We start from the raw sequence: 21,329 nt of genomic DNA on the forward strand, positions 1-21,329 counted from the left end.
GCATATCACTGCTAATTTCTTATTATAGCATAAACAGTGCCGTTATCCTACTATATCACACGTCTTTGCGTCGATTGCATACACCGCAGCCAGTACAGACAGACTTTCTTCCCGTCGTTTTATTCTTGACAGCTATATAAAAAAAATTTACAATGAAAAAGAACCGGTTGACAACTGGTACATTATTTTGCATAATTGTAGGTTTTTGAAGATGATGTAAACAGCACATACTCATACAAAAAAGCCGGACGTGGTTGTTCGGCTTTTTTTAATGAACAGGAGGTGACACAATCAGCAATGTTGGAAATTATTGCAGCAGCAGTCGCCTGCGGCATTATCGGCATTGGCACAGGCTATGTATACCGCAAGAATATAGCGGAAAGCAAAATTGGCCAGGCCGAAGTAGAAGCACAGCGCATTATTACGACGGCCAAGCAGAATGCAGAAGCCCGCAAGAAGGAACTCGTCCTGGAAGGGAAGGAAGAGGTACATAAACTTCGTACCGATGCAGAGCGGGAACATAAAGAACGGCGTAATGAACTGCAGCGTCTGGAACGGCGGCTGCTGCAAAAAGAAGAGCATCTGGACAAAAAATCCGATGCCATGGAGAAAAAGGAAGAGTCTCTGCAGCGGAAGGAAGAAGAAGCGGCCAAGATTCAGGAACAGATCGAAGCCCTGCACGTACAGGAAATGGCTGAGTTAGAACGAATTTCAGGCCTTACGTACGATGAAGCGAAGGAACTGCTTCTCCAGAACGTGCAGACCGAAGTCAAGCACGAAACGGCGCAGATGATCAAGACCCTGGAAGAACAGGCCAAAGAAGAAGCGGAAGGAAAGGCGCGGGAAATTATTTCCACTGCCATTCAGCGCTGCGCTGCCGATCAGGTGGCGGAAACGACCGTGTCTGTTGTATCCCTGCCGAATGATGAAATGAAAGGCCGTATTATTGGCCGTGAAGGCCGGAATATCCGGGCCATTGAAACGCTGACAGGCGTAGATCTGATTATTGATGATACGCCGGAAGCCGTCATTTTGTCATGCTTTGATCCCATTCGCCGTGAAATTGCCCGTATTGCCCTGGAAAAACTGATTGCTGACGGACGGATTCATCCGGCCCGGATCGAAGAAATGGTGGAAAAAGCCCGTAAAGAAGTAAATCAGAAAATCCGTGAAGCCGGCGAACAGGCAACGTATGAAACCGGTGTTCATGGACTTCATCCGGAACTGATCAAGATCCTGGGACGCCTTCGCTACCGCACCAGCTACGGTCAGAACGTGCTGCGCCATTCTGTTGAAGTATCGCAGCTGGCCGGCATTATGGCTGCTGAACTGGGTGTCGATGAAACGCTGGCAAGACGGGCCGGTCTGATTCACGACATTGGGAAAGCGCTGGATCATGAACTGGAAGGAACCCACGTTTCTATTGGTACAGAAGTGGCCAAGAAATACGGTGAATCCAAACTGGTTATAAACTGTATTGCCGCTCACCATGGCGATGAAGAACCGCGCAGCATTGAAGCCGTTCTCGTGTCGGCAGCCGATGCCGTATCGGCAGCCCGGCCGGGGGCACGGCGGGAAACGCTGGAAAACTATTTGAAACGATTGACCAAACTGGAAGAAATTGCAGAATCCTTCGATGGCGTCGAAGACTGCTTTGCTATCCAGGCAGGCCGTGAAATCCGGGTCATGGTAAAACCGGAAAAACTGGAAGAATCGGACTGCGTACTCCTCGTCCATAATATTGTCAAACGGATTGAGGCTGAATTAGAATATCCTGGCCAGATCAAGGTCGTTGTCATTCGGGAAACCCGGATGATAGATTATGCAAAATAAACGGAAATACAACGCCCCTGCACTCCTTCAGTGCAGGGGTACTTTTTTATTTTATTGAGTAATTTCAAAAAAATAAAAAAAAAGCTTGCAAAACTGTGCCTGCCATGGTAGAATACTTTTTGTCGGAACGAGGGAACGAGAGACGTTCTGATAAATATGAAATGGCCCCGTGGTGTAGCGGTTTAACATGTCGCCCTGTCACGGCGAAGATCGTCAGTTCAAATCTGATCGGGGTCGCCATTTTTTTTGCTCAGGTAGCTCAGTCGGTAGAGCAGGGGACTGAAAATCCCCGTGTCGGCGGTTCAATTCCGTCCCTGAGCACCACCAATGCGGAAGTAGCTCAGTGGTAGAGCACCACCTTGCCAAGGTGGGGGTCGCGAGTTCGAGCCTCGTTTTCCGCTCCATATATGGCGGCATAGCCAAGCGGTAAGGCAGAGGTCTGCAAAACCTTCATCCCCAGTTCGATTCTGGGTGCCGCCTCCATATTTTTTCTTTCGTCATGCCGAGGTGGCGGAACTGGCAGACGCAACGGACTTAAAATCCGTCGGATAGAAATATCCGTACCGGTTCGATTCCGGTCCCCGGCACCATTTTGATACAGAGTAGGGAGTTGAGCAGCGGCTCAGCTCTTTTTTTATTCGTTTTTTCGTTGTCAAACCTGTCCTTTTGAAGTATAATAAAAAATGTTACATTGATTAAGGTACAGTTCTGTTTGGATATACTGCGTCGTCTGCAGTTCGTATGGGAATGGCGGCTTTCATGAATGACACATATCAATATAAAGTATCTGATTTTGAAGGGCCATTGGACTTGCTGCTGTACTTGATTGAAAAGAACAAAGTAGATATTTATAATATCCCCATTGCCGATATTGCAGACCAGTTCAATGCCTATGTGGCGCAGCTCGAAGGATTTGACATGGATTATGCCAGCAAATTTTTCGTCATGGCAGCCACACTGCTGCAGATCAAGTCCCGTCTCCTTCTGCCAAAACCGCCGAAACGGGAGGACGAAGAAAACGAAGACGATCTGCAGGACAGGCTGATTCAGCAGCTGGTGGAATATAAGCAGATGAAAGAAGCTTCTTCCGTCATGGCAGATGTGTGGCGGCAGCGCAGTTACATGCTGGGAAGACCGCCTACGCCGCTGCTGCGGGAGATGAAATTCGTCGGCACCATTACCTGGGAAGGACTGTATCGTTCATTCCGGATTCTGTATGAATCATTAGAAGAAAAAGAACCGGAAATCCATATTCACCAGGAACTGTACAGTGTGGAAGAATGCATGCAGCGCGTCGTCTATCTGCTGCGGCAGACAAAGCGCCCTGTTCCGGTTCAGCATGTCTTTTCCCGCAGCCGTTCTAAAATCGAACTGGTCGTTACCTTTCTGGCCGTGCTGGAACTGCTGAAACTCGGACAGTGCCGGACTGTTGCTGAAGGGAATGATGGAAATGCAGTTGCCCTGCAATATACGCCAAGTCGATACGCCTAAGCCGGAAGCGGTGCTGGAAGCCCTGCTGTTCCTCAGCGGCCGGCCTATGGAAGTGGCTGCTGTCTGTGCGCACACAGGCTGGAGCCCGGAACAGACCGAGACGGCAGCGCAGGCTCTGGAAGCCAGTCTTGCCGGTCGGGGAATTATGCTCCTTCGCGTAGCCGGAGGATATCAGCTGGTGACGCGGCCGGAACTGTACGATGCTGTGCAGTGGGTGCAGCCGAAGACGGCCGACCTGTCGCCAACAGCCATGGAAGTACTGGCAATTATTGCGTTTAAGCAGCCCCTTACGCGGGCAGATATAGAAAAACTTCGCGGTGTTTCGTCTGAGCGGATTATTTCATCCCTGATCCAGCAGGGACTTATTGTCGAGCTGGGACGGCGTGACACGCCGGGACGGCCGATTATATACGGCACATCCCCGTATTTTCTGGAATGTATGGGCATGGATTCACTGGACGATCTGGCCGGCCGCATACCGTCCTCCCTGACAGAAGAGGAGGCAGATGAGCTGGAAGTGCGTGCCCCAGAGGACAGCATACAGGAGGTAACCGATGGAAAGGCTACAGAAGGTCATGAGTAACTGCGGCGTAGCATCGCGCCGCGCATCTGAACAAATGATAGCAGACGGCCGGGTTCGCGTAAATGGCGTCATCGTGCGGGAACAGGGCGTGAAAGTGGACCCTGATAAGGACATTATTCTGGTCGACGGAAAGCGGCTGGAACGACAGGCCAAGCATTACTATTTATTCAACAAGCCCAAAGGCGTCGTCACGACCTGCAATGATGAACGGGGACGGCAGACGGTCATGGATTATTTCAAAAAAGAAAAAGACCGCATCTATGCCGTAGGGCGGCTCGATCAGAATACAGAAGGCCTGCTGCTCATGACCAATGACGGAGAACTGGCCAATATTCTCATGCATCCCAGCAAGATGGTCGATAAGACCTATGAAGTCAAAGTAAAAGGCCGCATTGCCGATTCGGTTCTGCAGCACCTGGCTGACGGCGTCGAACTGTCAGACGGCATGACGGCTCCGGCTGACGTATACTATCTGGATTTTGACGGCCGCACAGGGCTGACGACGGTGGAAATTACGATTCATGAAGGCCGCAACCGTCAGGTTCGGCGCATGTTTGAATATTTTGGCTTTCAGGTACATAACCTGCGCCGCGTTCAGTATGCCTTTCTGACCTTATCCGGTGTCAAGCGCGGCTCGTACCGCAGCCTGACTGACGAAGAAGTAGCGGAACTGTATAAATATAAGTAAAAGAGAGCAGAGTTACAGGGTATGAGACATGTAATTGTGGTCGGTGCCGGTGCCGCCGGCATCATGGCGGCGCTGGCTGCTGCCGAAGGCGGCGCTGCTGTGCGGCTTCTGGAAAAAAATAATATTGTCGGCAAGAAGATGGGCATTACCGGCAAAGGCCGGTGTAATCTGACCAATGCCTGTACTATGGATGAGTGTATTGCCCATACGCCGGGCAATGGCCGCTTTCTGTTCAGTGCATATCAGCAGTTTTCCAATGAAGATCTGCTGACCCGCCTTCACCAATGGGGGCTGGAAACGAAAGTCGAACGGGGCGGCCGCGTATTTCCGCAGTCTGACAGTGCCGTAGAAGTGCGGAAGCTGCTGTATCAGCGGCTGCGCCATGCCGGCGTAACCATACAGCTCGAAGATGCCGTTCAGGATATACGGGCCTGGGACGGCCGTGTTTCGGTCCGGTCCGCGTCTGGTATCTACGAAGGCGACGCCTGTATTATCACGACAGGAGGCATGTCCTATCCTGTTACGGGATCTACCGGTGACGGCTATGGCTTTGCCCGGGCTCTGGGACATACGGTGACGGACCTCAGGCCGTCGCTCATTCCCTTTACGACGGCTGAGGCCTGGCCTCACGCTCTGTCAGGATTGTCGCTGCGCAATGTAGAGGCATCGCTGTGGAAGCGGGGAAAGAAACTGGCCTCGCACTTTGGTGAAATGCTGTTCACCCACTTTGGCGTTTCCGGGCCGATTATTCTCATGCTCAGTACGGCAGCAGCCCATAAGAAGCAGTGCACATATCCGCTGCAGCTGCGCATCAACCTGAAGCCGGCCCTGTCGCCGGAAACGCTGGATCAGCGGATACAGCGGGATTTTCAGAAGTACATCCGCAAAGAAGTGGAAAATGCCATGAAAGATCTGCTGCCGCAGCGCCTCATTCCGGTAGTCCTGGAACAGGCCGGCATCGACTGCCGCCTTCCGGCCCATCAGGTGTCGCGGGAACAGCGGCACGATCTGGTCACGGTGCTGCAGGCCCTGACTCTTACGATTACGGGGACCCGCCCCATAGAAGAAGCCATTGTCACTGCCGGCGGCGTCAGCATCCGGGAAGTGAATCCGAAGACCATGGAATCCAGGAAGACGGCGGGAATTTATTTTGCCGGTGAAGTTCTGGATATCGATGCCTTTACAGGAGGATATAACTTGCAGGCCGCCTTTTCGACCGGATATGCAGCCGGCACGGCGGCAGCGCAGGAGGAAATGCCATGAGAAAACTAACAGTTGCCATCGACGGTCCTGCCGGCGCCGGAAAAAGCAGTGCCGCCAGGCTCGTTGCCGGCAGGTTGCAGTATTTATATATTGATACAGGCGCTATGTACCGGGCCTTTACGTGGGCTATGATACGCAAAAAGGTCGATATTCATGACAGCCAGGCCGTGCAGACCCTGGCCGATACCATAGATATTCGCCTGGAACCGCTGGCCGATCAGTGCCGCGTCTTCGTCAATAACCAGGAAGTAACGGAAGCAATTCGCACAAAAAATATATCTTCTTGCGTATCTTCCGTTGCAGCTCTTGCAGTAGTACGGGAAAAACTGGTACAATTACAGAGGACCATGGCCGAAGAGGGCGGTGTCATTCTGGATGGCCGCGATATTGGCACAGTCGTACTGCCCAATGCAGATGTCAAAATCTTTCTTACTGCATCTGTAGCATCCCGGGCCAAAAGGCGGTTCCTGGAAATGCAGGCCAAAGGCAGTACAGATACGCTGGACGATATTGCCCGCAGCATTGCTGCCCGCGATGACATGGATTCCCATCGCGCCGTATCGCCCCTGCGCCGTGCAGACGACGCCATTTTACTCGATAACAGCGAATTAAATCTGGAACAGACAGCCGATGCCATTATGGATTTAATTCTGAAAAAAGGGCGATGAAGATGAAACAGTTCTGGTATGGCCTGATTCGGCGAATATTCAACTTCGTGACCTATACACTCATCGGCTTGCAGGTCGTCGGCGAAGAACATATTCCCCAAAAGGGGCCCTTTATTGTCGTGTGCAATCATGCCAGCTATTTTGATCCGCCTTTGCTGGGGACGGCAATGCGGCATCATTTGATTCACTTTATGGCCAAGGAGGAATTATTCCGCAATCCCATTATGAACTGGTTTCTGCGGTATATGAACACCTTTCCCGTCCGTCGGGGCACCATTGACCGGCGGGCTGTCATTGAGTCTTTCCGGGTCCTGAAAAAAGGGGAAGTCCTCGGTATTTTCCCGGAAGGAACCAGCAAGTATCAGGGGACGCTGGGCAAGTTTCATGACGGATTTGCCGGCATTGCCATTAAGGCCGGCGTGCCCGTTCTGCCGGCAGCCGTAATTCATTCCCGATCCCTGCCGAAGAAGACCGGTCCCGTCAAGATCATTTTCAGTGAGCCCGTTATGCCGCCGCCAGATCCCAATGCCGGCAAAGAACAGGTCCGCAGTTTTTCGGAACAGATCAGGGACATTGTCTTATCTATGCTAAATTCGCATAAAGGAGATCGCTCATGAAAGTGACCATCGCTGATTCCTGTGGATTTTGTTATGGTGTGCGCCGGGCCGTGGACATGGCCCTGCAGGCCAGTCCAGGGACCAGGACCCTGGGGCCCATCATTCACAATCCCCAGGTCGTAGCGCGTTTAGCCGCACAGGGAGTGGCCCCGGCCGCTTCCCTGGAAGAGATTCCCGATGGTTCGACGATTCTGATTCGCTCTCATGGCGTAGGACCGGACATTTATGAAACAGTAGCCCGGCGGGGCATGACAGTCGTAGATGCGACGTGTCCTCATGTCAAAAAAGCACAGCAAGATGCGAAAAATATCGTTGAATCGGGAAAAAATTTGGTTATTATAGGCGAAAAAGCCCATCCTGAAGTAATTAGTATTTCCCAATGGGGGGCAAATCGTGCTATTATAATAGATAGGGAATGTGAAGCAGAGAACCTTCCCTTCTTTGATACACTGGGAGTCGTCGTGCAGACGACGTTCTCTCAAGAGCAATTCAAGCGCATTGCCGCCATTCTGGAGCAGAAGGCGGCTCATCTGGACGTGCATATGACCATATGCGCGGCGACGCAGCAGCGTCAGCAGGCAGCCATTTCCCTGGCGTCTTCCGTCGATGCCATGATCGTCGTCGGCGGCAGAAACAGCGCCAATACAGGCAGGCTCGCCCAGGTATGCAGTGAACAGGGTTGCCCTACATACCACGTAGAAACAGCAGCTGAATTAGATACGGCAGCGTTTCGTGGTATGAATCATATAGGCATTACAGCCGGTGCTTCCACACCGGATTGGATAATACAGGAGGTTGTTGAGATTATGGAAAATTTGCAAGCTGAAGGCACAGAAGTAATGAGTGAAGAATTGTTGGACAAGTATGACTATGAAGAAAATCCAAAGAAAGGTGACGTGGTCAAAGGCACGGTTATTTCTGTGAATGATGATGCTGCCTATGTTTCCATCGGTACGAAAGCAGAAGCTATTCTGCCGAAAAAGGAAATGGCTGTTCCCGCTCCGGAAAAAGCCAGTGATTTTGTTAAAGTCGGCGATGAACTGACAGTAGAAATTGCCAACAATATTAAAGAAGAAGGCGCTATTGTCGTATCCCTCGTCAAGATGAAGAAAGTCGAAGACTGGAAAGAAGTCCGCGAAGCATTTGAAAACGACCAGCTCGTTGAATGCGTCGGCAAAGAAACGAACAAAGCAGGTCTCGTCGTTTCCATTAAATCCCTGCGCGGCTTTATTCCCCTTTCCCAGGGCGACGTTAAATTCGTTAAATCCCTGGATTACCTCGTTGGCCAGACCTTCAAGGTTAAAGTCATCGACATTGACGAACATAAAAACCGTCTGGTTCTGTCCCGTAAAGCCGTTCTGGAAGAAGAACTGAAAGCAAAACGGGAAGAAGCTCTTAAAAATATTGCAGAAGGCGCTGTCCTGGAAGGCACTGTCGTCAAGATTATGCCGTACGGCGCATTCATCGATCTGGGCGGCGTAGAAGGACTGCTCCATATTTCCGATATTTCCTGGAAACGCGTAAGCTCTGTCGATGCAGTTCTCCAGCCCGGTGAAAAGCTGCAGGTTCTGGTACAGAAATTCGATCAGGAACGGAATCGTATTTCCCTGTCCCTGAAAGCACTGCAGAAGAATCCGTGGATTGCAGCTATCGAAAAATTCGAAGTCGGCGATATCGTAAAAGGGGAAGTTAAAAAACTGCTGCCCTTCGGTGCTATTCTGGCTATTGATCCGGAACTGCAGGGCCTTCTCCACGTATCGGAACTGACGGAAAAACGCGGTGCTGCCGTAAAAGACTTGGTCAATATCGGCGACGTTATGAACGTTAAGATCATCGGCATTGATACGGACAAAAAGAAGATCTCCTTGAGTGTCCTGGCTATTCAAAAAGATGAAGAAGAACAGGAAGTACGCAATTACCTGGACAATGCAAACCAGGATAAAGCGGAAAATACCATCGGGGACGCTGTAGAAGAAAACTAATTTTTGAAAACGAGGATAGCCGGTCTGTACCGGTTATCCTTTTTTCATATCAGAAAGGAATCAGGGAGCTATGTATAAACCCTTAGTAGCCGTCGTCGGCAGGCCGAACGTCGGCAAATCGACACTGTTTAATGCCATCGTTAAAAAGCGCATTTCCATTGTCGAAGACATACCAGGCGTTACACGGGACCGCATTTACTTCGACGCCGAGTGGCTGAATCAGGAATTTACCCTTATCGATACAGGGGGCATTGAGTTTGTCGACTCAGACAACCACATTTTCACGAGCATGCGCTATCAGGCGGAACTGGCCATTCGCGAAGCAGACGTCATCATCTACGTCGTTGACGGCAAAGCCGGCATTCAGCCTCAGGATGAAGAAATCAGCCATATTCTCCGCTCCTGCGGCAAGCCTGTCGTCCTGGCAGTCAATAAAATCGACAGCGTAGAACAGGAAGTCAATATTTATGAATTTTATAACCTGGGCCTGGGCGATCCCATTGGCGTTTCGGCAGTCAACCTCATGAATCTGGGCGATTTGCTGGATGAAGTACTCAAGCATATCAAGGCGGCGCCAGTGGAAGAAGACGATGAAGATACGATTCACATTGCCCTCGTCGGCCGGCCTAATGTGGGAAAATCATCGATGACCAATGCGCTCCTGGGGCAGGACCGGGTTATTGTCAGCAATATACCTGGCACGACCCGCGACTCCATTGATACGCACTGGGAGTATAACGGCTCCAGGTTTGTCCTCATCGATACGGCAGGCATGCGCCGCAAGGGGAAAATCGACATTCCTGTCGAACGGTACAGCGTCGTCCGGGCCCTGCGGGCTGTGGACCGTTCCGATGTGTCCGTTCTGGTGCTGGATGCCGTCGACGGCGTAACCGAGCAGGATAAAAAAATTGCCGGCTATGTGCATGAAGCCGGCAAGGGCTGCATTATTGTTGTCAATAAATGGGATCTCATTGAAAAAGACAGCAAGACAAGCCAGAAATTTGAAGAAGATATTCGCCGCGAACTGGCATTTCTGCAGTATGCGCCTATTCTGTTTGCGTCGGCCCTGACCAAACAGCGCATAAACCGGCTGGCCGATATGGTCAAGTTTGTCTCCGAACAGCAGCACATGCGCGTATCGACGAGCGTGCTGAATGAGCTCATTGAAGACGCACAGCTGACCAATCCGCCGCCGTCGAAAGGCGGAAAGCTCCTTAAAATTTACTACATGACCCAGGCTTCGGTACAGCCGCCGACGTTTATTCTCTTCGTAAATGATCCGCAGATTATGCACTTCTCCTATTTGCGGTTCCTGGAAAACCGGCTTCGTGAAACCTTTGGCTTTGAAGGCACGCCGATCCGCCTGATTCTGCGGGGAAAAAAGGACGGTGATATGCGGTGATTACCAGCATACTGTGTCTCATCCTGGCCTACCTGGCCGGTTCCTTCCCCAGCGGTCTGGTCATTGGCAGAGCTATCTATCATACGGATTTGCGGGAATATGGCAGCCATAATACAGGTGCTACCAATGCGTACCGCGTCTTTGGCCCTGCCGGCGGCCTGGCCGTGCTCGTACTGGATGCGGCTAAGGGCATGCTGGGCGTGTACCTGGGCCAGCTGGCTGCAGCCAGTCTTGCCTGGCCGCCGGAGCAGCAGGTCTATCTCATGGTAGCTGGCGGCTGCCTGGCTATTATTGGCCATTCGTGCTCAATTTTTCTGAAATTCAAAGGCGGTAAGGGTGTAGCGACCGGTCTGGGAATTATTCTGTTCCTGGCGCCATGGGAAACGCTCATCGTCTTTGCCGGCTGGTGCCTTATCGTTGCCGTTACGCGCATTGTGTCTCTCGGCTCCATCGTAGGTGCTGTTGCCGTGCCCATCCTCATGTATGTCTTCGGCGAACCGCTGCCGGTACTGCTCTTTGGCATTATTGCCGCCGTACTCGTAGTCGTGCGGCATAAGGATAACATTATCCGCCTCCTGCAGGGGAAGGAACTGAAAGTGGAACGAATCCATAAAAAATAAGGATTGCGATGTACTAAAAAACGTGTATAATTAACTATGTACGGGTAGGTGTTGATGTGAGAATCATAGCTGGAAGCGCAAAAGGCAGAACATTGAAATCACCGAAAGGGATGCTGACCAGGCCTACGCTGGACCGGACGCGGGAAAGCCTGTTCAATATCCTGGCCAACGGCAGTCTGGCCGGCGCCAATGTACTGGATATTTTTGCCGGTACAGGGGCACTGGGGCTGGAAGCATTGAGCCGCGGCGCGGCGCACTGTGTATTCATTGATCACTATACGCAGGCGCTGATCCGGGAAAATGCAGAAGCCTGCGGCTTTGGCAAGTGCTGTGAAATCTTTCGCCTTAATGTGGAACGGGCCCTGGCCCGCCTGAAAGGACGGCAGTTTCAGTATATCTTCGCAGACCCGCCGTATAATAAAAATTTGGTGAATAATACAATCGCGTTGGTGTGTCAATACGATTTGCTGTCTCCTGACGGTCTGCTCCTCATGGAGCACAGTAGGAATGAAGCCATAGACCCGAGCCCGTTGTATGAGGTCATCAGAGAAAAATCCTATGGAAAAGATACGCGCATTACCTTTATTCGCGTATGTCAGGGAGGAATTGAATCGTGCGAATCGGAATTTGCCCGGGCAGCTTTGACCCGGTGACGAATGGACACATTGATATTTTTGAACGCGGCAGCCGGTTAGTAGACAAACTGATTATTGCTGTATTTGAAAATCCGTCGAAAAAACCACTGTTTTCAATGGAAGAACGGGAAACGATGCTGAGAGAAACGACCAAGCATATTCCCAATATTGAAGTCGTCAGCTTCGATGGCCTGCTCAATCAGTATGCTGTTGAACACGGCGCGACCATCATTATTCGGGGCCTGCGGGCGCTCAGCGATTTTGAATACGAATTCCAGCGGGCTCTGCTCATGAAAAAAGTAGAACCTGATATTGAAACGGTTTTTATCATGACCAATACGCAGTATTCGTATATCAGCTCTACAGGAATCCGGGAGCTGGCCTGCTTTGGCGGCAAGCTGGATGATCTGGTTCCGGCTTATGTAGAACAGCGGCTGAAAGAAAAGTTTAAAGACAAATATCAGGCATAGGGGGGAAATGAGATGAATTCAGATAAGTTATTGGAAGATTTGGAAAGCCTCGTAATGAATGCATCGAAAGTGCCGTTTACGAATAAAAAAATGGTAGAAGAAGAGGAACTGCTTCAGATTGTAGACGACTTGAAAGCATCTATGCCGTCCGAACTGGAACAATCCAAGAAAGTCCTGGCTGAACGGGATAAGATCATTGCCGACGCCCAGCATCATGCTGACAGCATGGTAGCCCAGGCAAAAGATTATATTGCCAAGCTGACCGAAGAAAGCGAACTCGTGCGGCAGGCCCAGGAACATGCTAATCAGATCATTCTGAATGCCAATCAGTCTTCAGAAGAACTGAAGAGCAGTTCCATTACGTATGCCGGCGACGTACTGAAATACGTCGAATCGACGCTGGAAAAAACCTTGTCCAGTATTAAGCAGAACCGGGACAGCCTGCTTCAGTCCAATCGGCAGGACGGGAATAAACAATAAGACGGAAAAAGACAATTTACGTGCAATATCCGGCAGGGTATTGCACGTATTTCAGTTCATGGCAGTCATTTCAGGAGAAAGGGCGTGAACCTAGCGTATGGAAGACATGAAGTCCATTACGTCCAGAGACAATCAGTGGGTCAAGCTGGCGTGCTCGCTGAAGCAGAAAAAAGGCCGCCAGTCACAGCGGCGTGTATTGGTAGAAGGAATTCGCATCGTCGCCGATGCGGCAGAACAGGGCATCTGCGATGCCGTCTGTTTTGTAGCCCCTAAAGGAAGAGAGAACAGCCGCTTTCCCTGGCTGTATGAACGGGGCCTGGCCCTGGGCTGGACCTTCTTCTCCGTTACGGACAGCGTATACGATAAACTGGCTGATACGCGGTCGCCTCAGGGTATTGCCGCCATGGTGCCTTTTTTTACGTATACCATGGAAACCCTGCCGGACATAGGAGCGGAAAAAGCCGTACTGTATTTGCGGTCTGTTCAGGACCCTGGCAACCTGGGTACCATTATCCGCACCGCAGCAGCTGCGGATGGAGGCCTTATTCTGCTCAGTGAAGACAGTGTAGACGTATATAATGATAAGACCATTCGCAGCGCCATGGGCGCTATTTTTAAGATACCTCTGGTACAGCATGTGACTGACGAACAGCTGGCCCGCTTCTGTGCCGACCAGCACCGACATCTCTATGGAACGGCAGCGAGCGGCTCCGTTTCCTATGCCAGCGCTAATTACGCACAGCCCGTCGTTTTGGCCTTCGGCAACGAAGGTAATGGCCTGGACGATGCCTTTCTGTCCCGCTGTGATGACGTCGTGACCATTCCCATGCGCAGCAATACAGAATCCCTCAACCTGTCCATGGCTGTGGGCATCGTCCTGTATAAAGCCTGGGAATCTCGGAATTTTAAGGAGTAACCTTATGGAAACAAAAGAGCATATTCTGCAGCAGGTCCGCGACGGCGTGCTGACCGTAGAAGAAGGAATGGAGGCTCTGAAGCAGGCAGAAACAGACGTCCTGGACCTGGGCTTTGCCAAGCTGGACCTGCAGCGTCAGCGGCGGTGCGGCTTTCCGGAAGTTGTGTACTGTGCCGGTAAGACTGTAGACCAGTCGGTGCAGATTTTACGGCTCCTCATGAAGCAGTATGACAACGTCATCGGCACGCGGGCTGATAAAGCCGTATACGAACGGCTGGCCCGGGAAAATCCGGCTGTTCAGTATGATGACCTGGCCCGCATGGTCTATCAGCATGCTGACAAGACCGTCGTCAATGGTGACCGCGTCATTGCTGTCATTACAGCCGGTACCAGCGATATTCCCATTGCCGAAGAAGCGGCGCTGACGGCGGAAATCATGGGCAATGCGGTGACCCGCATTTACGACGTCGGCGTAGCCGGACTGCACCGCCTCCTGGCGCGCAGTGAAGAAATCCGGAAAGCCAACGTCTGCGTCGTCGTTGCCGGCATGGAAGGGGCCCTGGCCAGCGTTGTCGGCGGCCTCGTGGACAAACCGGTCATTGCCGTGCCGACCAGCATTGGCTACGGCGCCAATTTTCACGGCCTGTCGGCGCTGCTGGCCATGCTGAACAGCTGTGCCGCCGGCGTCGCCGTCGTCAACATTGACAATGGCTTCGGCGCCGGACGCATGGCCGATACGATCAACCGGCTGAGGTGATACGAATGGAAGAATTATGGCAAATTGAAGCCAATATTGATGACATGAATCCGCAGATTATGGAATACCTGTTCAGCCGTCTTCTGGAGTTTGGCGTCAACGACGTATGGGCCATGCCCATGATGATGAAAAAATGCCGCATGGCCTCCATGGTCTGCGTTTTGTGTCAGAAGGAACAGATCGACGGCGTCCTGGACATTCTGTTTGCTGAAACGACATCTATTGGCGCCCGGTATTTCCCGGTACAGCGTCGTATTTGCGAGCGGACCATCCAGTCCGTTCGGATTGACGGCGAAGACATTCACTGCAAAATAAGCTCCTACGGCGGCAAGGTGACAAACATTTCCGCAGAATATGACGACTGCCGCCGGGCTGCGGCCAGGACGAAGCGGCCCGTCAAAGAATGGCAGAGACTAGCAAAGGAAGAGGCATATCGAAGGTATGGACATCCGATTACAACAGGCGATTGAACGCATAAAACACAACCTCACTGACGGCGGCCTGCGCTGCATCCGGGAAAAGGCGATTAATTACGGCTATCAGCTCGTATGCGCCCAGGGAGACGCAACGGCGACAGTCAATATTTATTACGGGAAAAAAGGGCTGTCTGTCGTCGTCCAGGGAAAAGACGGCGCTGTAAAGCAGAAGGCTGCCGCATTGGCTGCCGGAACGAAAGCCGTAGCAGCCAGTCCGGGAAAAAAGATTTCCTCACCCGTACAGACAGAAGAAGACCAGATTCGGCCTGACGGCATAACTGCCTGGATGGGCTGCGATGAGTCGGGAAAAGGCGATGTTTTCGGCCCCCTGGCCGGGGCTGCCTGCCTCCTTCATACCGATGAAGAACAGGAACTGCGCAGTCTTGGCGTCTGTGACAGCAAGGCCCTGACTGATTCGGTCATTGCCGACCTGGCGGCGCAGATCAAAAAACGCCTCGGCAGCCGCTGTATTACGACGGTGTACATGCCGGAAGAATACAATGCGCGTTATGAGGCCCTGAAACAGCAGAAGAAAAACCTGAATCATCTCCTGGGCGGCCTCCATGGGTATAACATCCGCACGCTATTGTCAAAACACGAATGTCCATGTATAATAGTCGATAAGTTCGGAAAACCGGAGTACGTCTTAAACGAACTGGGTAATGTCCCGGCATCGCATCAGGTCATACAGGTGCCGCGGGGCGAACGGGATACGGCAGTAGCAGCCGCTTCCATCCTGGCCCGGCAGGCCTTTGTAGACGGCATGGCGGCGCTGGAATCCCGGTACGGCATGTCCTTTCCCAAAGGGGCCTATCTGGGCGTGGCCGCGGCGATTCGGCAGTTCCGCAGTCACTTCGGCGACGCAGAACTGCGCGGTGCAGGCAAGCTGAACTTTAAAAATTTTGATTTTTTGCGGGGATGACGAGATGAACAGAGTAATTATCAATGCCGATGATTTCGGAATCCATACAGAAGTGAACCAGGGAATTATAGAAGGATTTCAGCACGGCGTGCTGACCAGCACGTCACTCCTGGCGTCGGGTCCGGCCTTTGAAGAAGCTGTGGCCCTGGCCAAAGCCTGTCCCAAACTGGGCATAGGCATTCATTTATGCCTTGTCGGCAGCCTGCCGACGGTCCTGTCGCCCAGAGAAGTGCCGACTTTGGTCAATGCCGACGGTCTCGTGCCGGAAAGTTATGCTGAATTCATGAAAAAAGCCTGGACCGGCAAGATCGATTACGGTCAGGTCTATGATGAACTGGACGCGCAGATCGAAAAAATCATGGCCACAGGCCTGGCCATTACCCATATTGACAGCCACCAGCACCTGCACATGCTGCCGCAGATATGGCGCATTGTACAGGTCCTGATGAAGAAGTACCGTCTCCACCGCCTGCGCGTTCCCAGGGAAGCCTATACGTTCAAAGTCATGACGGCCAGTCCTGTCCGCCTTCTCGGCCGGGACGGACTGACGTACCTGGCGAAGAAAGTCATACCTGACGTGAAGCGCCTCCATTTTACGGCGACTGATTATTTCTGGGGCATGATTGACGGCGGCCATATGACGACGGCCAATCTGGCCTATATCCTGCGGAACCTGCCTTTCGGCGTCCATGAAATCATGATGCATCCCGGCCGCAGTACGGCTGTGCTGGCCCGGCAGTTTTCCTGGGGCTATCACTGGGAAGAAGAGCTGCAGGCCCTGGTATCTCCGGAAATACGCCAGCTGGCAGAGAAAAAGCAAATCGAGTTTATCAACTACGGCCAGCTTCCGTAAAACTGACCGGCAATAGGGAGTGAAGAATGTTGAATATTTTAGTAACTGGCGGCGCCGGATTTATCGGCTCTCATCTCGTAGACGCCCTCATAGACGGCGGCCATACGGTGACAGTTGTCGACAACCTCAGTACGGGAAACAGGGCGTACGTCCATAAACAGGCCGCCTTTTATGAGCTGGATATCCGCCATGCCCGGGAACTGGAAGACGTATTTGCCCGGTCATCCTTTGACATCGTATTCCATGAAGCGGCACAGACTCTGGTTCCCTATTCCATGGAACACCCGAAAGAAGATGCAGATCTCAATATTATGGGCCTGCTCAATGTTCTGGAACTGTGCCGGAAATACGCCGTAAAGAAAATCATCTTTTCCTCATCTGCTGCCGTATACGGCGACAACGACAGCGTGCCTATTGCCGAAGACACGCTCCTTCGGCCGACGTCATTTTACGGACTGACCAAGATGACGGCAGAAAAATATATTCAAATGTATCATGATGTATTTGGCCTGCCCTATGCCATTCTCCGCTATTCCAACGTCTATGGCGAACGGCAGGGAAGCCATGGCGAAGGCGGCGTCGTATACGTATTTTCCAAAGCCCTGGCCCGGGGCATGGCCATGACGATCTTCGGCGACGGCGAGCAGACCCGCGACTTTGTCTACGTAAAAGATGTCGTACAGGCCAATATCGCCGCCATGGGCAGCCAGATTCCGTCTGATATATACAACATCAGCACCAATATTGAAACGACTGTCAATGCCCTGAAAGAGATTCTGGTATATTTTTCACAGCTCTCTGCCGTCGTTTCGTACGCCGATGCCCGTCCCGGCGATATTTACCGGTCGGCCCTGAACAATGACAAGGCCAGGCAGGTTCTCCAGTGGCGGCCGAAGACGAAGTTCATCGAAGGGCTGCGGGCGACGCTGGATTATTTTTCAGAGGAGGAAAGCCAATGAAAGAGGAGCACAATTACAGATTTTTCTTAGTCCGCGAAGACATCCTGCCGGAAGCGATTAAAAAGACCATTAAAGTAAAGGAACTGCTGAAGCTGCAGAAAAAACGGACTATTAACGATGCCGTCCGCTCTATGGACCTCAGCCGCAGCGCCTATTATAAATATAAAGACTACGTCTTTCCATTTCACGATGTGACGCAGGGAAAAATCGTCACCATTTCCCTGATGATTCTGGACAAACGGGGGGAATTGTCGCAGGTACTGAGCACCATTGCCAACAGCAACGGCAGCATCCTGACGATTAACCAGGGGATTCCCCTGCAGGGCATTGCCGACGTCAGCATTTCCATTGAAACGAAGGAAATGACGACGCCCGTCGATGACCTGATTAAGGCGCTGGAAAAACTGTCTGGCGTTCATAAAGTGGAAATTATCGGTCAGGCGTAAAATCTATTATACGAAGGGGAATGAACATGAAACAGGTATCTATTGCGTTATTAGGTTGCGGTACAGTAGGGAAAGGCGTTATCGACTTATTGGCCATGAACGGCCCGATTATTGAAGAACAGCTGGATACGAAAATTCATATCAAGCGCGTTCTCGTTCGTGATGTACAGAAATATGCACAAATCGGCTTGCCTGCAGAAATTGAACTGACAGACAAGTTTTCCGATATTATTGACGACGATGAAATTGAAATCGTCGTAGAAGTCATGGGCAGCGCCGATTTTGCCAAGGGCTGCATTGAACAGTGCTTTAAGAAGGGAAAAAACGTGGTCAGTGCCAATAAGGATCTCATTGCCGATTACGGTATTCCCCTGCTGAAGCTGTCAAAACAGCACAACGTGGACTTTCAGTTTGAAGCCAGCGTAGCCGGCGGCATTCCCATTGTACGGACCATGTACTCGTCGTTCAACAGCAATACGATCGAAGAAATTATCGGCATTATGAACGGCACGACCAACTACATCCTGTCGAATATGACCGAAACGGGCATGTCCTATGAAAAGGCTCTGAAAGAAGCACAGGAAAAGGGCTATGCCGAAGCCGATCCGACCAATGACGTCAGCGGCTATGATGCAGCCCGCAAGATTGCCATTCTGGCCACTTTGGGCTTCCATTCTGCCGTTACCTTCAACGACGTACACGTCGAAGGCATTGAATCCATTTCCCAGGAAGACATTCAGCATGCCAGGGAAATGGGCTATGTCATCAAGCTGCTGGCCATTGCCCGCCAGGATAAAGACGGCATTTCCCTCAATGTTCATCCCAGCTTCATCCGCAAGGGCCATCCGCTGGCCAATGTGGGCGGTGCCTACAATGCCGTGTACGTCCGCGGCAACTGCGTAGGCGACGTCATGCTCTACGGCCAGGGTGCAGGGGCTCTGCCGACTGCCAGCGCCGTTGTCAGCGACGTCATGAATGTCATTCTCCACTTTAACATCAATATTACAGGGCAGCGTGATTTCGTATGGCACAAAGCCGTCCTGAAACCGCAGCAGGACATTTGCGCGCCTTATTACCTGCGCATGGTCGTTGCCAACGCGCCTGGCGTACTGTCCAGCATTTCCCATGTCCTGGCAGAAAACAATATCAGCATTCGTTCCCTGATTCAGAAAGATGAAACTGCAGAAATTGCGGAAATCGTCATCCTGGTAGACAGCTCCGCCAGCGGCCTCGTCCAGGACTCCATCAAGAAGATGGAAGCCCTGCCCTGTGTCCGGAAAGTTGCCAATGCTATTCGCGTAATTGAGGTGTAATCGAAATGACCAAACAACTGCATGTACAAGTGCCGGCTACGTCGGCTAACTTAGGTTCCGGTTTTGATGCCGTCGGCATTGCGCTGAACTATTTTAACGATCTCTACTTTACAGAAGACGAACACAAAGATTCCATTACTATTGAACTGGAAGGAATAGGACAGGATACGATTCCCAGGGATTTCAATACCAATCTCGTCGGCCGGGCCATGAAGGCCGTAGCCGTACGGAACCGCAAGAAACTGCCCAAAGGCGGCACCCTGCGCCTGGTCAACCGCATTCTGCCGAGCCGCGGCATGGGCAGCAGCTCTGCCGCCCTCGTCGGCGGCATTCTCCTGGGCAATGCCCTGACGGACTCCAAAATGAGCCTGGACGACATGCTGACCCTGGCAACGGTCATGGAAGGCCATCCGGATAACGTAGCGCCGGCCCTGTGCGGCGGCCTGTCCGTTTCCATCATGGTCGACGGCCGGACCATGACCAACTCCATTCCCATCGGCGACGACCTGTCCTTTGTGACCGTCAGCCCGGATATTGAAGTATCGACGGAAAAAGCCCGCGAAGCCCTGCCGAAGACCATCGATTATCAGAGTGCCGTCTTCAACGTCAGCCGCGTCAGCTTCCTCGTATCGGCACTGTTTACGAAGCAGTATGACCGCCTGAAATACGGTCTTCAGGACCGCCTCCATGTACCGTACCGCATTCGCCTCATTCCCGGCGGCGAACAGGTCCTCAATGCTGCTGATAAAGCCGGCGCCCTGGGCGCTACCATCAGCGGCTCCGGCTCGACGCTCATCGCCTTTGCCACGAGCAACGAAGTGCAGATTATGGATGCCATGATTGAGGCTTTCCAGTCTCACGGCGTAGAAGCAGAAGGCCATATCCTCAAATGCTGTAATCACGGAGCGCGGTTCGTCGAATGATTCAGGATATTGGCGCTCACACGTACCATGTCGAATATGCCCCTGTTCCCCTGCAGGACGATAGCATCATTCTGGCGTATCAGGGCCGGAAGGTTCTGGCCGCCGTCGAAGGGGACACGAAGCGCTTTACCTATCCGCGCTATGCCGACCTGCGCCATCTTCTCCCGCCGGAGCAGTGCCGCTGGCTCTTCCGGGAAGATGAGGAACAGTATTTTCTGGCTCAGACCGACGTGCCCGAAGAAGGGCCGTTCCGCTACGTGTCCATTAACTTCATGCGCGCCGCCAGGCCCCGCTTTCAGGCCTTTGCCGGCGTAGCCGGTCTGTCCCTCTGCGGCTGGTACCGCAATCATCAGTTCTGCGGCCATTGCGGCCGGCCCATGGCTCACAGCGAGACGGAACGGATGGTATACTGTCAGCACTGCCACACCATGATCTATCCGCGTATCTGTCCGGCCGTCATCGTCGCTGTCCGTAATGGAGACAAGCTTCTCGTTTCCAAGTATGCCGGCCGGGAGTATACCCGTATTGCCCTGCTGGCAGGCTTTGCCGAGCTTGGCGAAACTATTGAGCAGACAGTCCATCGGGAAGTGATGGAAGAAGTAGGCATTAAAGTCAGGAATCTGCAGTTTTACAAAAGCCAGCCCTGGTGCTTTACAGATACCCTGCTGTTTGGCTTTTTCTGCGACCTCGACGGCAGTGATGCCCTCCGCGTCGACCATAAGGAGCTCTCCATGGCCCAGTGGATGGACCGCAAAGACCTGCCAGACGACCCGGAACAGGCCAGCCTGACCATGGAAATGATGACCTTGTTTAAAGAAGGAAAATGGTAAGATATGTAAAATGCCCGCTGCAGCAGCGTCTGCGGAGGGCATTTTTGATAAAGAGCTGCTTTGTCTGTTATATAGCAGGATAGGCGAAAAAATCTGCAGCAAAGAGCCTTTTCCAGATCATAAAAGGGCGTCCTGAAACATAAGCAGGCCCAATATCGGACGATTGAAAAATCTTTTTTGGATATGTATCTGTATATACGGC

General features: G+C 52.1%; 23 protein-coding genes and 5 tRNA genes. All 28 read left to right on the forward strand.

Annotation, left to right across the window (positions count from 1 at the left end; genetic code table 11):
- The first annotated feature begins 297 nt into the window (after positions 1 to 297).
- The 28 genes from rny (at position 298) to nudC (ending at position 21,127) form a co-directional block, all read left to right on the forward strand.
- Complete coding sequence (gene rny / locus Q3886_RS01850) at positions 298 to 1,833, forward strand: ribonuclease Y (RefSeq protein WP_301859462.1); 1,536 nt, start codon at positions 298 to 300, stop codon at positions 1,831 to 1,833.
- A 163-nt stretch (positions 1,834 to 1,996) separates the two neighbouring features.
- Positions 1,997 to 2,073: transfer RNA gene (locus Q3886_RS01855), tRNA-Asp, on the forward strand.
- 8 nt (positions 2,074 to 2,081) lie between these two features.
- Positions 2,082 to 2,157 (forward strand) — tRNA-Phe (locus tag Q3886_RS01860).
- 5 nt (positions 2,158 to 2,162) lie between these two features.
- A tRNA-Gly gene (locus tag Q3886_RS01865) sits at positions 2,163 to 2,237 on the forward strand.
- A 5-nt stretch (positions 2,238 to 2,242) separates the two neighbouring features.
- Positions 2,243 to 2,316, forward strand: a tRNA-Cys gene (locus Q3886_RS01870).
- Positions 2,317 to 2,334: 18 nt separating this feature from the next.
- A tRNA-Leu gene (locus Q3886_RS01875) sits at positions 2,335 to 2,423 on the forward strand.
- A 169-nt stretch (positions 2,424 to 2,592) separates the two neighbouring features.
- Positions 2,593 to 3,324, forward strand: coding sequence for a ScpA family protein (locus tag Q3886_RS01880; RefSeq protein ID WP_301859463.1), 732 nt, complete (start codon positions 2,593 to 2,595; stop codon positions 3,322 to 3,324).
- Positions 3,284 to 3,907 carry an SMC-Scp complex subunit ScpB gene (gene scpB / locus Q3886_RS01885; protein WP_301859464.1) on the forward strand — a complete coding sequence of 208 codons (624 nt, stop codon included), beginning with the start codon at positions 3,284 to 3,286 and terminating at the stop codon, positions 3,905 to 3,907. Before Q3886_RS01880 ends, scpB begins: the two co-directional genes overlap by 41 nt.
- Complete coding sequence (locus Q3886_RS01890) at positions 3,879 to 4,595, forward strand: pseudouridine synthase (RefSeq protein WP_301859465.1); 717 nt, start codon at positions 3,879 to 3,881, stop codon at positions 4,593 to 4,595. Before scpB ends, Q3886_RS01890 begins: the two co-directional genes overlap by 29 nt.
- 21 nt (positions 4,596 to 4,616) lie before the next feature.
- Positions 4,617 to 5,858: an NAD(P)/FAD-dependent oxidoreductase gene (locus tag Q3886_RS01895; protein ID WP_301859466.1), complete on the forward strand. Its 1,242-nt coding sequence runs from the start codon at positions 4,617 to 4,619 to the stop codon at positions 5,856 to 5,858.
- Positions 5,855 to 6,526 (forward strand): (d)CMP kinase, encoded by a 672-nt coding sequence (gene cmk, locus Q3886_RS01900; RefSeq protein WP_301859467.1) that lies wholly within the window; start codon positions 5,855 to 5,857, stop codon positions 6,524 to 6,526. Before Q3886_RS01895 ends, cmk begins: the two co-directional genes overlap by 4 nt.
- A 2-nt stretch (positions 6,527 to 6,528) precedes the next feature.
- Positions 6,529 to 7,143: a 1-acyl-sn-glycerol-3-phosphate acyltransferase gene (locus Q3886_RS01905; RefSeq protein WP_301859468.1), complete on the forward strand. Its 615-nt coding sequence runs from the start codon at positions 6,529 to 6,531 to the stop codon at positions 7,141 to 7,143.
- Positions 7,140 to 9,125: a bifunctional 4-hydroxy-3-methylbut-2-enyl diphosphate reductase/30S ribosomal protein S1 gene (locus Q3886_RS01910; protein WP_301859469.1), complete on the forward strand. Its 1,986-nt coding sequence runs from the start codon at positions 7,140 to 7,142 to the stop codon at positions 9,123 to 9,125. The genes Q3886_RS01905 and Q3886_RS01910 overlap by 4 nt, the downstream gene beginning before the upstream one ends.
- Before the next feature lie 70 nt (positions 9,126 to 9,195).
- Complete coding sequence (gene der / locus Q3886_RS01915; RefSeq protein WP_301859470.1) at positions 9,196 to 10,527, forward strand: ribosome biogenesis GTPase Der; 1,332 nt, start codon at positions 9,196 to 9,198, stop codon at positions 10,525 to 10,527.
- Entirely contained in the window at positions 10,524 to 11,147 is a 624-nt protein-coding gene (gene plsY / locus Q3886_RS01920; protein WP_301859471.1) for a glycerol-3-phosphate 1-O-acyltransferase PlsY, read from the forward strand. Before der ends, plsY begins: the two co-directional genes overlap by 4 nt.
- Positions 11,148 to 11,203: 56 nt before the next feature.
- Positions 11,204 to 11,800: a 16S rRNA (guanine(966)-N(2))-methyltransferase RsmD gene (gene rsmD, locus Q3886_RS01925; protein ID WP_301859472.1), complete on the forward strand. Its 597-nt coding sequence runs from the start codon at positions 11,204 to 11,206 to the stop codon at positions 11,798 to 11,800.
- Positions 11,761 to 12,252, forward strand: a complete 492-nt coding sequence (gene coaD, locus Q3886_RS01930; protein WP_301859473.1) for a pantetheine-phosphate adenylyltransferase — start codon at positions 11,761 to 11,763, stop codon at positions 12,250 to 12,252. Before rsmD ends, coaD begins: the two co-directional genes overlap by 40 nt.
- 12 nt (positions 12,253 to 12,264) lie before the next feature.
- Complete coding sequence (locus Q3886_RS01935) at positions 12,265 to 12,732, forward strand: ATPase (protein ID WP_301859474.1); 468 nt, start codon at positions 12,265 to 12,267, stop codon at positions 12,730 to 12,732.
- Positions 12,733 to 12,829: 97 nt separating this feature from the next.
- Entirely contained in the window at positions 12,830 to 13,648 is an 819-nt protein-coding gene (locus Q3886_RS01940; RefSeq protein WP_367881543.1) for a TrmH family RNA methyltransferase, read from the forward strand.
- Positions 13,649 to 13,652: 4 nt separating this feature from the next.
- Positions 13,653 to 14,405, forward strand: a complete 753-nt coding sequence (gene larB, locus Q3886_RS01945) for a nickel pincer cofactor biosynthesis protein LarB (protein ID WP_301859475.1) — start codon at positions 13,653 to 13,655, stop codon at positions 14,403 to 14,405.
- 5 nt (positions 14,406 to 14,410) lie between these two features.
- Positions 14,411 to 14,875, forward strand: a complete 465-nt coding sequence (larC, locus tag Q3886_RS01950) for a nickel insertion protein (protein WP_301859476.1) — start codon at positions 14,411 to 14,413, stop codon at positions 14,873 to 14,875.
- Positions 14,847 to 15,803, forward strand: a complete 957-nt coding sequence (locus Q3886_RS01955; protein WP_301859477.1) for a ribonuclease HIII — start codon at positions 14,847 to 14,849, stop codon at positions 15,801 to 15,803. The genes larC and Q3886_RS01955 overlap by 29 nt, the downstream gene beginning before the upstream one ends.
- 4 nt (positions 15,804 to 15,807) lie before the next feature.
- Positions 15,808 to 16,656 (forward strand): ChbG/HpnK family deacetylase, encoded by an 849-nt coding sequence (locus tag Q3886_RS01960; RefSeq protein WP_301859478.1) that lies wholly within the window; start codon positions 15,808 to 15,810, stop codon positions 16,654 to 16,656.
- A gap of 29 nt (positions 16,657 to 16,685) precedes the next feature.
- Positions 16,686 to 17,615 carry an NAD-dependent epimerase/dehydratase family protein gene (locus Q3886_RS01965; RefSeq protein ID WP_301859484.1) on the forward strand — a complete coding sequence of 310 codons (930 nt, stop codon included), beginning with the start codon at positions 16,686 to 16,688 and terminating at the stop codon, positions 17,613 to 17,615.
- Entirely contained in the window at positions 17,612 to 18,061 is a 450-nt protein-coding gene (locus Q3886_RS01970; RefSeq protein WP_301859479.1) for an ACT domain-containing protein, read from the forward strand. The genes Q3886_RS01965 and Q3886_RS01970 overlap by 4 nt, the downstream gene beginning before the upstream one ends.
- A gap of 26 nt (positions 18,062 to 18,087) precedes the next feature.
- The gene (locus tag Q3886_RS01975; protein WP_301859480.1) at positions 18,088 to 19,374 is read left to right on the forward strand and encodes a homoserine dehydrogenase; all 1,287 of its coding nucleotides are present in this window, start codon (positions 18,088 to 18,090) and stop codon (positions 19,372 to 19,374) included.
- 5 nt (positions 19,375 to 19,379) lie between these two features.
- The gene (gene thrB, locus Q3886_RS01980; RefSeq protein WP_301859481.1) at positions 19,380 to 20,297 is read left to right on the forward strand and encodes a homoserine kinase; all 918 of its coding nucleotides are present in this window, start codon (positions 19,380 to 19,382) and stop codon (positions 20,295 to 20,297) included.
- Entirely contained in the window at positions 20,294 to 21,127 is an 834-nt protein-coding gene (gene nudC, locus Q3886_RS01985; protein ID WP_301859482.1) for an NAD(+) diphosphatase, read from the forward strand. The genes thrB and nudC overlap by 4 nt, the downstream gene beginning before the upstream one ends.
- Positions 21,128 to 21,329 lie beyond the last annotated feature (202 nt).

It is taken from the genome of uncultured Megasphaera sp., from assembly GCF_958350005.1.
GTDB lineage: Bacteria > Bacillota > Negativicutes > Veillonellales > Megasphaeraceae > Megasphaera.

What these genes read in the sequence shown, in the direction of transcription:
- rny (WP_301859462.1), top strand. Translation starts at nt 298, where the DNA reads ATGTTGGAAATTATTGCAGCAGCAGTCGCCTGCGGCATTATCGGCATT.
- Q3886_RS01880 (WP_301859463.1), top strand. Translation starts at nt 2,593, where the DNA reads ATGAATGACACATATCAATATAAAGTATCTGATTTTGAAGGGCCATTG.
- scpB (WP_301859464.1), top strand. Translation starts at nt 3,284, where the DNA reads ATGCAGTTGCCCTGCAATATACGCCAAGTCGATACGCCTAAGCCGGAA.
- Q3886_RS01890 (WP_301859465.1), top strand. Translation starts at nt 3,879, where the DNA reads ATGGAAAGGCTACAGAAGGTCATGAGTAACTGCGGCGTAGCATCGCGC.
- Q3886_RS01895 (WP_301859466.1), top strand. Translation starts at nt 4,617, where the DNA reads ATGAGACATGTAATTGTGGTCGGTGCCGGTGCCGCCGGCATCATGGCG.
- cmk (WP_301859467.1), top strand. Translation starts at nt 5,855, where the DNA reads ATGAGAAAACTAACAGTTGCCATCGACGGTCCTGCCGGCGCCGGAAAA.
- Q3886_RS01905 (WP_301859468.1), top strand. Translation starts at nt 6,529, where the DNA reads ATGAAACAGTTCTGGTATGGCCTGATTCGGCGAATATTCAACTTCGTG.
- Q3886_RS01910 (WP_301859469.1), top strand. Translation starts at nt 7,140, where the DNA reads ATGAAAGTGACCATCGCTGATTCCTGTGGATTTTGTTATGGTGTGCGC.
- der (WP_301859470.1), top strand. Translation starts at nt 9,196, where the DNA reads ATGTATAAACCCTTAGTAGCCGTCGTCGGCAGGCCGAACGTCGGCAAA.
- Q3886_RS01935 (WP_301859474.1), top strand. Translation starts at nt 12,265, where the DNA reads ATGAATTCAGATAAGTTATTGGAAGATTTGGAAAGCCTCGTAATGAAT.
- Q3886_RS01940 (WP_367881543.1), top strand. Translation starts at nt 12,830, where the DNA reads ATGGAAGACATGAAGTCCATTACGTCCAGAGACAATCAGTGGGTCAAG.
- larB (WP_301859475.1), top strand. Translation starts at nt 13,653, where the DNA reads ATGGAAACAAAAGAGCATATTCTGCAGCAGGTCCGCGACGGCGTGCTG.
- larC (WP_301859476.1), top strand. Translation starts at nt 14,411, where the DNA reads ATGGAAGAATTATGGCAAATTGAAGCCAATATTGATGACATGAATCCG.
- Q3886_RS01955 (WP_301859477.1), top strand. Translation starts at nt 14,847, where the DNA reads ATGGACATCCGATTACAACAGGCGATTGAACGCATAAAACACAACCTC.
- Q3886_RS01960 (WP_301859478.1), top strand. Translation starts at nt 15,808, where the DNA reads ATGAACAGAGTAATTATCAATGCCGATGATTTCGGAATCCATACAGAA.
- Q3886_RS01970 (WP_301859479.1), top strand. Translation starts at nt 17,612, where the DNA reads ATGAAAGAGGAGCACAATTACAGATTTTTCTTAGTCCGCGAAGACATC.
- Q3886_RS01975 (WP_301859480.1), top strand. Translation starts at nt 18,088, where the DNA reads ATGAAACAGGTATCTATTGCGTTATTAGGTTGCGGTACAGTAGGGAAA.
- thrB (WP_301859481.1), top strand. Translation starts at nt 19,380, where the DNA reads ATGACCAAACAACTGCATGTACAAGTGCCGGCTACGTCGGCTAACTTA.
- nudC (WP_301859482.1), top strand. Translation starts at nt 20,294, where the DNA reads ATGATTCAGGATATTGGCGCTCACACGTACCATGTCGAATATGCCCCT.